The sequence below is a fragment of the Xanthomarina sp. F1114 genome, assembly GCF_026410255.1.
Classification (GTDB): domain Bacteria; phylum Bacteroidota; class Bacteroidia; order Flavobacteriales; family Flavobacteriaceae; genus Xanthomarina.
The window spans coordinates 201,888-214,185 of record NZ_JAPMLL010000005.1 but is presented as its reverse complement, the minus strand read 5'-3'; the positions used below and the strand labels follow the sequence as shown (position 1 = coordinate 214,185).

The window sequence follows — 12,298 nt, the reverse complement described above, 5'->3', positions numbered from 1 at the left end:
TGCGAGATAACAACTTAAGGTGGTTATTGCAATGGGGCTCACCTCTTACCATTCCGAACAGAGAAGTTAAGCCCATTAGCGCCGATGGTACTGCATTTGTGGAAGAGTAGGTCATCGCCTTTTTTAGAATCCCGATTCATTTTATTGAATCGGGATTTTTTTTTGCATATTAGAAGTGAAAAGAAGGATGAGAGATAACCACAATTATACATATATCCCTATAATATTAGTTATGTAAGTTCTTTGTAAAGCTTTATTATTAATTCATATTTAAAATAAAAGCTAAAGTTGTTTGTTCGCGAGTTGTTTGTATCTTTATAAGGATTTTTGTGTAACTATTTTACAAATTATTCTGTTGAAAGACAATAAGGAATTAGAGTTAGCTTGGGCCTTTATTAATAATACTTCTAGAAATGTATTTTTAACAGGAAAGGCTGGTACTGGTAAAACGACATTTTTGCATAAGCTAAAGAAGGAGTCGTTTAAACGTCTAATAGTTGTTGCACCTACAGGGGTTGCCGCTATTAATGCAAAAGGAGTTACTATACATTCTTTTTTTCAAATGCCATTTGGGCCATTAATTCCTGGAGAAAATCAGATACAAAACTCTAATTTTAATAGAAAGTTTAGTAAAACAAAAATCGATATTATTAAGTCGCTCGACTTGTTGATTATCGATGAGATTAGTATGGTTCGTGCTGACCTACTAGATGGTATTGATCGTGTTTTAAAACGTTACCGAAAATCTAAAAAAGAGTTTGGGGGAGTACAGGTTTTAATGATTGGTGATTTACAACAATTATCGCCTGTAATTAAAGATCATGAATGGAACCTTCTAAAATCTTATTATAAAACAGGATTTTTTTTTAGTAGTCACGTTTTTCAGGCTTGTAATGCTTTAACTATTGAATTAAAGCATATATATAGACAAGATAATCAAGATTTCATTAAAATATTGAATGAAATTCGAAACAATACTTTAACGCAAACATCTGCAGACGAATTAAACAAACGCTATATTCCAGATTTTAAACCCAATCATTCTGACGGATATATATATTTAACTACTCATAATAAAAAAGCGGAGCAAGTAAACCTTAAGGAATTAAATTTATTGTCGTCCAAGGTTTATAAATACGAGGCTCAAGTAGAAGGTAAGTTTCCCGAATATTCTTATCCCAATGATGAATTATTAGAGCTGAAGGTTGGAGCACAAGTAATGTTTATTAAAAATGATAGTTCTCCTGAAAAACGATTTTTTAATGGTAAGATTGGAAAAATTATTGAACTTAATAAAGAGGAAGTGGTTATACGTTGTCCAGAAGACGATTTTAATATTACTACAAGCCCAGAAGTTTGGGAAAACATAAATTATTCGGTAGATAATGAGAGTAAAGCTATAAAAGAAGACAGAGTAGGATTTTACAAGCAAATACCATTACGTTTAGCATGGGCTATTACTATACATAAAAGTCAGGGATTGACCTTCGAGAAAGCAATTATTGATGCTCAAGGTGCTTTTGCTCATGGACAAACTTATGTAGCACTAAGTAGGTGCAAGTCTCTTGATGGATTAGTACTAAAAGGTAAAATTAGTTCTAACCAGATTATAAGTGATGATAATATTACATCATTTACTAAGCAAAGTGAAGAAAATATTCCAAATGAAAATATTTTGGAAATGTCACAAAAAAACTTTCAATTAGATTGTATTTCAGATATTCTTAATTATCATGACTTTTTATTTCCATTAAATCGTTCTATAGACATTTTTTATAAAAATAGAAATAGTATTGAAGGTCTTATAGAAAAACCTTTATTAACTATAAAGGATGAAGGAGTTATTCCATTATTAAAAATTAATACTAGTTTCATTGGTCAGTTAAAAACTATTCTTGGTGATTATGAACTTCCTGAAAATAGTAACTTAGTTCAACAGCGATTTATTAAAGCTGTTGACTACTTTAAAAATCAGACAGACAATCTTTTTGTCTCTACATTGGGCACTCTGAACTTTACAACTGATAATAAGGAAATAGAAAAAGACCTTACAAAGCAACTTGATTTAATTGAACAATTAGTAGAAATTAAATTACTGTACTTTAGAGAACTTGCCAATGGTTTTAATAGTAATCGATTTTTGGAATTACGCGGAAAAGCTTCTTTTATAACCAAAGAGAAACCTAAGATAAAAAGAAAAGCACCAATTGAAGGAACATCAAACACTGTTTTATTTGAATTGCTTAGGGAGTTAAGAGATAATATTGCTAAGGAAAAGGATTTGATTCATTATCAAATTTTTAATCAAAAATCTCTTTACGAAATGTGCGAAGTTTTACCCACGTCTATAGAAGAGCTTTTACAGGTAAATGGTATGGGGAAAGTACGTGTTAAAAAGTATGGAGAAGCTATTTTAAACGTAATTGTAGAATATTGTGAGAATAACAATATAGATGTATCCCAAACTGATTATCGGATTGAATTTTCAGAACCTTCTACCGTGAAAAAGAAAAAGAAAGGAGACACAAAAAAAATATCATTAAAACTTTTTAAAGCAGGAAAAAGTATTCAGGATATTGCAGATGAAAGAGAATTAAACGAAAATACAATTTTTGGACATTTGGCTAGTTTTATTTCTTCAAAAGAAGTTAAAATAACGGATTTGATGTCTGAAAAGCACTATAAAGAACTAAAAAGAATTATTCCTAAAACCACTTTTGAGAATCTTTCAGATTTAAAACATCAGTTGGATGATAAATATACCTATGGAGAAATACGTTTAGTTATAGATAATTTGAGTAATTAATTGGATGAATTTAAGCTTTTATGAACACTTCTTAAAATTTAATTATTTTGAGGAGTGTTTATAAAACATGCTATCCATAATAGTTCTTAGACCTATAAAAGCCAGATAGACTGCCAGAACACATATTAATATGGAAAGTATTAAAATAGGAATATATAAGGGCTTTTCTTGGTTGCTAAATGCCACATAGATTAATGTTGGGCCTAGAAACATACATATTAGAGATAAGCCCATTTTTTTTAGCCCTTTTATCAATATATCTTTATTCGTTCTTTTAGTTTCCATTATTGTAGTTCTTTATGGCTTCTCTAACATTTTTAAATTTATCTAAAAGAGTTCTGGCCTCACTTTGAGAAACCTGAAGTTCGTCCATAATCATTTTTGTTCCTCTTTCTACAAGTTTATTATTACTTAACTGCATATCTACCATTTTATTTCCCTTAACATGACCTAATTTAATCATAGTGGTAGTAGTAATCATATTAAGTACAAGTTTTTGGGCTGTTCCTGCTTTCATTCTGGAACTTCCTGTAACAAACTCTGGTCCAACAACTATTTCTATTGGGTATTTAGCTGTAAGTGATAACGGACTATTCTTATTACATGTTATACATCCTGTAATAATTCCATTTTCGTTACAGGTTTTTAAAGCATGAATAACATAAGGTGTTGTTCCAGATGCAGCAATTCCTATTACAACATCCTTATTCGAAATGTTATATTCTTGAAGATCTTTCCAGCCCTCAGTTGTTGAGTCTTCAGCAAATTCTACAGCATTTCTTATGGCAGAGTCGCCTCCAGCTATTAAACCAATGACTAAATTATAGGAAACACCAAAGGTTGGAGGACATTCTGAAGCATCTAGAATACCAAGTCGGCCACTAGTTCCAGCTCCAATATAAAACAAACGTCCACCTTTATTAAGTTTTGCAACTATATTATTGACTACAGTTTCAATTTGTGGTAAGGCTTTTTCTATAGCCAAGGGAACTGTTTTATCTTCAGCATTGATATTTGATAATAGCTCATTAACACTCATCTTTTCCAGGTGATTGTAATGAGACTCTTGTTCTGTAGTTTTAGTAAAATTCATCACTTCAAAAATACAATATTTTAAAATTTAAGTACTTATTTTAAGTTAGGTTATTCATGGACAACATATAAAACTTCTGAAACTTCTGAGAGTCTAAAGTAACCAAATGGATAATTATCTGGATTTGTTGTATTTATACAATTACCTCTTACAGTTGCCGGTTGCGTTGCAAACGGACCTCCACTACTACCTGTTTGTTGTAGTAGAATATACATAAATTCATAAAACTGGTTAGACACACCATGACTTCTAATTAGTACCTCGTCTCCAATGTTTAAGTCTGTTTCTAAATAATACCCAAAAATTTGATTGCCATTTACAAATTCATCTTTATAAGTATCTAATGTTGCAAAAACAGGAATGTTCGGTATAAATTCAAAAAAATAGTAGTTTTCTTCGTCTATTGGATCTGTAAAATAAGCTTTAATTTCAATATCTTCACCCGTAATCCCTCCTTCCAAATTTTGTTCTACATAATCAATTTCTGCCACTGGTAAAAGTGTTTCTGTGGCTGTATAAGTTTCATTTTTGTAAACAATAGTTAGATTATAAACACCATTTATTTCAGTAATAAAATTAGAGTTATAGTAGATTCCAGTTTGATTATCTTCAATAAAATTAAAGACATTATTGTACTGATCTGTTATTGTAACTTGTGCATTATTTGCAGGAGGAACTTCGGTATCAAAATAAGGAGCCGTTTGGGTTAATTTGATAAATTGATTATTTCCAGGAGTTCCCTTTACCCAATTAATAGAAGCTTCTATAACTAAACGTGGTTGAGATGTTGGTACATCTACATCTATAACATCCTCGCAAGAGAAGAGTGCTAAAAGGAAAGTTAGTAAAATAATATTCTTCTTCATGATTTTAAAATTTGAAGTTATAGGATACAGATGGAACTATTCCAAAAATTGAAAGTCTTACTGCTTCATTAACTCGTGTTTCTTCATTTTGTTGAAATGAAATAGACGCCGCATTTTTTCTATTATATACATTATAAATACCAAAAACCCATTCACTCTGCCAGCCTTTATTTTTATCTGGTTTTGGTACATAAGTTGCTGAGATATCCAATCTATTATAAGTAGGTAATCTATATTCGTTTCTTAACCCATAGTTTGGGATATTAAGTCCATTATATTCATATTGCGCATTTGGATAGGTACTTGGTTGTCCTGTTTGAAGTATAAAATTGAGATTGAAGAACCACTTTGTAGTAAGGTCGTAACTTGCGGTTACCGAAATATCATGAGTTTTATCGTAAGCAGTTTTATACCAATCTCCATTATTAATTCCTGGTTCATTAGAGGTTCTTCCGGGTGTTCTTTGCTCAGAATTAGATAGAGAATAAGCTAGCCAACCTTTAAAGCGACCAAGATTTTTTCTGAATAATAATTCCAAACCATAGGCTTTAGCTTCACCATTTAAGATAACCTGTTCGATGGCATTATTTGCTATTAAATCTGCACCATCAATATAATCAATTCTATTTTTTACTTTTTTGTAGAAAGTTTCAACCTCTAAAGAATAGGTATTATCATCGAAGTTTTTAAAAAATCCTAAAGCTATTTGATCTAATTGTTGTGGTTTAATATATTTTCCACTTGGCGTCCATATATCTAAAGGTGTTGGAGAACTTGTATTGGACAAGAGATGCAAATATTGATTCATACGATTATAGCTGGCCTTAATAGAAGTACTCGAATTAAGTTCGTATGCTAGTGCTAAACGTGGTTCTAAATTTCCAAAAGAAGTAATAACATCACTTCGTTTATAACTTTCTACACCAATTGGTTCGGCTTTTTGATAAATTTGTAGTTCTTGATTAAAAATAACTGCTTCATCATTTTTGTATACATTTAGCTCGTCTTGTCCTAGGCGTAAAAAGGAACTATAACGTAAACCATAAGACGCCCTTAATCTATCTGTTAATTTGTGTTCAACATCTATATATAGTGCATTTTCGAAGGCGTATTTATCTATTAACTTTTGAGCATTAATTCCGGATTCTGGGTTTGAAGGTTCTATTTCACCAGGATTGAATTTGTGATAGATGCTATTTAAACCATATTGTAACTGAATTTTGTTACTTAAATAATGCTTAAAATCGTATTTAAGATTGAAGTTTCTAATGCCTGAATTCCAATTGAACTCTATAAAACCTAAATCTAAGCCGTAGTAATAATCGGAATAAATTAAAGATAAATTTGAAAATATTTTATCCGAAAATAAATGATTCCATCTAAAGTTTAAAATTGAATTACCATAGGTGTTTTTAAAACTATCGGTAAAGCTTAATACATCTCGTCCAAAATATCCAGAGAGATATACATTGTTATTCTGATTTAATTTATAACTTATTTTAGTGTTTAAATCGTAAAAATAAGCCTTGTTTTCAAGATCAAAAAGTGGAAGAAATAGATGAGCATAAGTTGCTCTTCCTCCTAACAAGAAGGAGCCTTTTCCTTTATTAATAGGTCCTTGGGCTAAAAGCCGACTAGAAATTAAACCAATACCACCATTAACATGAAACTTTTTACTATTTCCTTCTTTTTGATAGATATCTAAAACCGAAGAAACACGTCCGCCATATCTAGCCGGAATACCACCTTTATAGAGTTTTAAATCTTTTATGGCATCTGGATTAAAAACAGAAAAGAAACCGAAAAGATGAGAGGAATTATAAATAGTAGCCTCATCTAAAAGAATTAAATTCTGATCTGCTGCTCCACCACGAACATTAAATCCTGAAGAGCCTTCTCCAGCATTTGTAACTCCCGGCAATAATGTAATAGCTTTGATTACATCTGCTTCACCAAAAACTACAGGAATCTTTTTAATAGTATTTGATGTCAAGGAATTGACACTCATTTGTGGCTTTTTAATATTCAGTTTTTCTACATTTTCTTGGATAAGTACTTCGTCTAGACTTTCAAGAGATTCTGATAAACTAAAATCCTTATTTAAATTATTTTCAAGAGAAATATTTTCAGAAATATTAGAATACCCTAAATAACTAACAACTATATTGTAAGTTCCCTTTGGGACAGTTATGGAGTAAAACCCATACTCGTTGGTTGTGGCACCAGTTTGCAGCTCTGGAAACAAAATATTAACACCAATTAAAGTTTCGTTACTACTTACGTCAGATACTATTCCACTTAGTGTTACTTTGTCTTGTGCAGAAAGTCCATTAAATTTTAATCCAATAATTATAAGAAACCACAGTGTTCGTATCTTCATTAATGTAGGTGTGTTTTTACTAAAGTATAAAAAAAGCTCCTAGAAGGAGCTTTAATTAACATAATATTGGTTTTGTTAAATAGCTTGTAATATGCTGTTTAATGTTTTACTTGGCTGCATAACATTTTTTATTTCATTTTCTATAGGTTTGTAATAACCACCAAGATTAGTAGCGTGTCCTTGAATGCTGTTTAGCTCTTGCATAATTTTATCTTCATTCTCTTCTAATTTCTTAGCAATAGAAGTAAAGGTTTTTTGCAAGTCGGTGTCTTTCTTTTGCTCAGCTAATGCTTGTGCCCAGTACATGGCTAGATAAAAATGACTACCTCTGTTATCTATTTCTCCTACTTTTCTAGAAGGACCTTTATTGGTATCTAATAATTCTTCTGTGGCTAGATCTAAAGCTTCGGCTAAAACTAAGGCTTTAGGGTTATTCGTAGCTTCGCTTAAATGTTCTAATGAAACAGCAAGTGCTAAAAATTCACCTAAAGAATCCCAACGTAAATGGTTTTCTTCTAAAAGTTGTTGTACGTGTTTAGGAGCCGAACCACCAGCTCCAGTTTCAAATAAACCACCACCGTTCATTAAAGGAACAATAGAAAGCATTTTTGCACTAGTACCTAATTCTAGAATAGGGAATAAGTCTGTTAGATAATCTCTCAAAACATTTCCGGAAACAGAAATAGTATCTTTTCCGGCTTTTACTCTTTCTAAAGTAAATTTTGTAGCCTCGATAGGAGATAGAATTCTGATATCTAAACCAGATGTATCGTGATCTTTTAAGTATAAATTTACTTTTTTAATTAATTCGGCATCATGTGCTCTATTTTCATCTAACCAAAAAACGGCAGGAGTTTGAGAGGCTCTAGCTCTTGTAACTGCAAGTTTTACCCAGTCTTGGATTGGTGCATCTTTAACTTGACACATACGCCAGATATCTCCAGCTTCTACTTTGTGTTCAATTAAAACCTTACCTGAGGCATCGATAACACTTACAGTTCCTTCAGATTTTATTTCGAAGGTTTTGTCGTGAGAACCATACTCTTCAGCTTTTTGAGCCATAAGTCCTACGTTTGGTACAGAACCCATGGTTGTAGGATCGAAAGCACCATGCTCTTTACAGAAATCTATAGTTGCTGTATAAATTCCAGCATAACTACTGTCTGGAATAACTGCTTTAGTGTCTTGTAATTTTCCGTCTGCATTCCACATTTGTCCAGAGGTTCTAATCATTGCAGGCATGGAAGCATCGATAATTACATCGCTTGGCACATGAAGATTGGTAATGCCTTTATCGCTATTAACCATTGCTAATGCTGGTCCATTTTTATATGCAGCAACAATATCTTTCTCTATTTCCTCACGTTTATCTGCAGGAAGCTCTTGTAGTTTCTCAAGTAAATTTCCAAAACCATTATTTACATCTACACCAATAGATTTAAATGTATCACCATGTTTAGCAAATAAGTCTTTAAAGAATACTTTTACAGCGTGACCAAAAATAATTGGATCACTCACTTTCATCATGGTAGCTTTCATGTGCAAAGAGAAAAGCACTCCTTTTTCTTTAGCATCTTTTACTTGTGCATCTAAAAAGTCGATTAACGCTTTTTTGCTTAAAACAGTCGCATCTATAATTTCACCTTCTAAAAGGTTCAACTTATCCTTTAAAATTTCAGTTTCACCATTAGTTCTTTTTAATTGAATAGAGACTGAAGTTGCTTTATCTAAAGTTACCGATTTCTCGTTGTCTTGAAAATCTCCTTTACCCATAGTTGAAACATGAGTTTTAGAATCTTTGGACCATTCCCCCATAGAATGTGGGTTTTTCTTAGCGTAATTTTTTACAGCTTTAGGTGCACGTCTATCTGAGTTTCCTTCACGAAGTACAGGGTTTACAGCACTTCCTTTAACTTTGTCGTAACGTGATTTTATATCTTTTTCCGAATCGTTTTTAGGTTCGTCGGGATAATTAGGTAATTTAAAACCTTTTGTTTGCAGCTCTTCAATAGCAGCTTTTAATTGAGGAATAGAAGCACTAATATTTGGTAATTTTATAATATTAGCTTCTGGTTGTTTTACCAGCTTTCCTAAAATTCCTAAATCGTCACTTACTTTTTGTTCATCAGTTAAAAAATCTGGAAAAAGAGCTAAAATTCTATTTGCAAGAGAAATATCTTTTGTTTCAATTTGAATTCCTGTTGGTTTTGTAAACGATTTTACAATAGGTAAAAAAGAGTAGGTTGCTAAAGCAGGAGCCTCATCCGTTTTTGTATAAATAATTGTAGATGGATTTGCCATAAGTATTTTTCAGTTTTATTTAATAGAATTTGCTTGTTTTTTAAGCCATGCAAATATATGAAATTATAAACTGTTTTTAACCCAAGAACCCTTTAAATAGCCTTGTTTTATCAACTTGATAAAAAAGGCAATTGTCTGTTGCTAATTTTAATTATTCTATATCCAGATTATAAGATTTTAATAGGTTCAAAGCACCTTCTTTCGAAAATTTTGTACGTTTTAAGCTGTTTATTTCTGGGTTTATATAGAAATTATATGAAGTTCTAAAATCGGCTTTGTCTAAATTTGAATTTTTGAAAGTGCTATAATTCAAATTACAGTCTAAAAACTTAGCTTGACTTAAATTGGTGTCAGAGAAATCGATATTTTCTAATTGACAATTATTGAAAGTGGTGTTGTTGAGATTGCATTTATTAAATGAAGAGAAATTTAAGTTTGATTGGTTAAACGTAAAAGACATTAAGAACGGATTAGACTCATTAAAAGAAATACCAAGTAATTTACATTCTGTAAATATGGCATCTTTAAAGGTTGTGTTTTTTACTTTTGCATTGCTCAAGTTGCAACTAACAAATTCGCAGTCTGTAAAAGTAATGGTAGCGAGGTAAGTTTCTGAAAAGTTACAATCTATAAAACTACAATTATCATATTCAGCTTTTTGTAGTTCTGTTTTTGTAAAATCAATTTTTTTAAAATCTTTATCTATAATAAGGGGTAAGGTCATTTTTAGAATCTAAATTTTGGAAAGACAAAGATAGGAGGTTTCTATAAAACAAAAAGCCATATCACAATAGATTAATATCTATAACTGACATGGCTTTCTTTGAAACAGTTTAACATGATCTAACTTAGCATTTCTACCGAATAAGTATAGGTTTTAAGCTACACCTTTCAATTCAAGTTTTACTATTTCAAAAGAAACATTCGTTTAATGCAACTTTCAAAATGTATTGACATGTTGCTGAAATGTTTCTGAAAAATTGTTTTTCTTGATGTGTTAATCATTGTTTGTTGTAAAAACAACCTGCAATTTATAAGACATTGTTTCTGTTAACCGTACTTACTTTCGCATTTTCTAGTTATAAGAAACTTTCAACTTTTCTAAGTATTATCTGACTAATCATATAATCTTTCTAAAAGTATCATGATTTCTTGGTCTACCATGTTACACATGCTTCCTTAAAATCTCAAAAAACAATTATAATAAAGAACGTTTCTTTTAGAGTCTATAACTAATTCACTTTTTACATGAAACCAACAAAACGTTGTTTATAAATTCTAGTACTAAGATACAACAGATTGTTCGTTATTCCAAGGATTTTAACATATTAGATATCAACTGGTTATGAACGTATGTTATTAACAATTGTTCATAAAAAAAGCCCTATATACAGGGCTTTTTCAAGGTTATTAAACGTTTATTAACGTTTCATGTTTTCTTTGATTCTTGCTTTCTTACCAGTAAGACCTCTAAAGTAATAGATACGAGCTCTACGTACTAAACCTTTTTTGTTTACTTCAATTTTTTGTAAGGCAGGCATGTTAACAGGTATAATACGCTCTACACCAATAGTTCCAGACATTTTTCTAATGGTAAATGTTTCTGAAGTTCCTGTTCCTCTTTTTTGTATTACTACACCTTTAAAGAACTGAGTACGTACTTTTTCACCTTCTCTAATTTCGTAGTAAACAGTAATTGTGTCTCCAGCTTTGAATTCTGGAAAATCTTTTTTTGCTACAAATTCGTCTTGTACAAATTTTACTAAAGATTCCATATCTTTATATTTTATTATGATTAATTCGAAACAACATATACGATTATCGCCAGAGGTTAACCCGAAATTGGGTGCAAAGATAATTAAAAAGATATAAGATAAAAGATAAAAGTAAAAAGTTTTTGAGTGTTTCTTAAAGTTCTTACTTATTAAGTTTTAAACTAGTTTTTTATTTAAATTAAAAATTATATACAATGCTTTAAGAATAGCTTTTAACGCTTATTTATATTGGTTTTCTAGTTATTCGTCTAAAAGATCTGGACGTCTGTTTTTTGTATGTTCAAAAGCCTTTTCTTCTCTCCATTTTTCAATTTTAGGAAAATTTCCACTAAACAATACTTCTGGTACTTTCCAACCTTTATACTCTCTTGGGCGTGTATAAATAGGTGGTGCCAATAAGTTATCTTGGAAAGAATCTGTTAGGGCAGAGGTCTCATTTCCTAAAACTCCAGGAATTAAACGGATAACAGCATCGCATAAAACAGCAGCGCCAAGTTCGCCTCCAGACAATACATAATCTCCAATAGATATTTCTTTTGTGATAAAGTGGTCGCGAACACGTTGATCCACTCCTTTATAATGACCACAAAGAATAATGATGTTTTCTTTTAAAGACAAATGATTGGCAATGCCTTGACTTAGGGTTTCCCCATCTGGAGTCATGTAAATTACTTCGTCGTAATTTCTTTCCGATTTTAGTTTTGAAATACATTTATCTATTGGTTCTACCATCATAACCATTCCAGCACCACCACCAAATTGGTAATCGTCAATGGTTTTGTAATTATCTGTAGTAAAATCTCTTAAATTATGAAAATGAACTTCTACCAAATCTGCATCAATTGCTCTTTTTAAAATGGAAGCTTCAAATGGACTTTTAAGTAATTCCGGTAAAACGGTTATAATATCTATACGCATGATAAGACTTTGTGACTGCAAATATAATTGAATTGTTTTAGGTAATTTGAAGTTTTGGAAGGAAGTTTTAAGTCCGATTTTGTGGTCTTTTGAGACTATTCAACCATGGGTAAAAAAAAAATCTGTAAACGAAAATTTACAGATTTTAATTAAATGAAT

General features: G+C 31.1%; 9 protein-coding genes and 1 rRNA gene. 2 read left to right on the top strand and 8 right to left on the bottom strand.

Annotated elements, in window-relative coordinates:
* The first annotated feature begins 15 nt into the window (after positions 1 to 15).
* A 5S ribosomal RNA gene (gene rrf / locus OS188_RS05840) occupies positions 16 to 123 on the top strand.
* 232 nt (positions 124 to 355) lie between these two features.
* On the top strand, positions 356 to 2,806 hold the full coding sequence (locus OS188_RS05835; protein WP_267147892.1) for a helix-turn-helix domain-containing protein: 2,451 nt from the start codon (positions 356 to 358) through the stop codon (positions 2,804 to 2,806).
* Positions 2,807 to 2,848: 42 nt separating this feature from the next.
* Here the strand turns inward: OS188_RS05835 and OS188_RS05830 are convergent, their stop codons facing one another.
* The 8 genes from OS188_RS05830 to trmD all read right to left on the bottom strand — a co-directional run bounded on the left by OS188_RS05830 (position 2,849) and on the right by trmD (position 12,139).
* Positions 2,849 to 3,091, bottom strand: a complete 243-nt coding sequence (locus tag OS188_RS05830; RefSeq protein ID WP_267147891.1) for a DUF6095 family protein — start codon at positions 3,089 to 3,091, stop codon at positions 2,849 to 2,851.
* Positions 3,081 to 3,899, bottom strand: a complete 819-nt coding sequence (murQ, locus tag OS188_RS05825; protein WP_267147890.1) for an N-acetylmuramic acid 6-phosphate etherase — start codon at positions 3,897 to 3,899, stop codon at positions 3,081 to 3,083. The genes OS188_RS05830 and murQ overlap by 11 nt, the downstream gene beginning before the upstream one ends.
* A gap of 50 nt (positions 3,900 to 3,949) precedes the next feature.
* On the bottom strand, positions 3,950 to 4,765 hold the full coding sequence (locus tag OS188_RS05820) for a DUF4249 family protein (RefSeq protein WP_267147889.1): 816 nt from the start codon (positions 4,763 to 4,765) through the stop codon (positions 3,950 to 3,952).
* 4 nt (positions 4,766 to 4,769) lie between these two features.
* Positions 4,770 to 7,145 carry a TonB-dependent receptor gene (locus OS188_RS05815; RefSeq protein WP_267147888.1) on the bottom strand — a complete coding sequence of 792 codons (2,376 nt, stop codon included), beginning with the start codon at positions 7,143 to 7,145 and terminating at the stop codon, positions 4,770 to 4,772.
* A 75-nt stretch (positions 7,146 to 7,220) separates the two neighbouring features.
* Positions 7,221 to 9,446, bottom strand: a complete 2,226-nt coding sequence (locus OS188_RS05810) for an NADP-dependent isocitrate dehydrogenase (protein WP_267147887.1) — start codon at positions 9,444 to 9,446, stop codon at positions 7,221 to 7,223.
* A 151-nt stretch (positions 9,447 to 9,597) separates the two neighbouring features.
* The gene (locus tag OS188_RS05805; protein ID WP_267147886.1) at positions 9,598 to 10,170 is read right to left on the bottom strand and encodes a pentapeptide repeat-containing protein; all 573 of its coding nucleotides are present in this window, start codon (positions 10,168 to 10,170) and stop codon (positions 9,598 to 9,600) included.
* A 697-nt stretch (positions 10,171 to 10,867) separates the two neighbouring features.
* Positions 10,868 to 11,221 (bottom strand): 50S ribosomal protein L19, encoded by a 354-nt coding sequence (gene rplS, locus OS188_RS05800; protein ID WP_267147885.1) that lies wholly within the window; start codon positions 11,219 to 11,221, stop codon positions 10,868 to 10,870.
* A 240-nt stretch (positions 11,222 to 11,461) separates the two neighbouring features.
* Complete coding sequence (gene trmD / locus OS188_RS05795; protein ID WP_267147884.1) at positions 11,462 to 12,139, bottom strand: tRNA (guanosine(37)-N1)-methyltransferase TrmD; 678 nt, start codon at positions 12,137 to 12,139, stop codon at positions 11,462 to 11,464.
* Positions 12,140 to 12,298 lie beyond the last annotated feature (159 nt).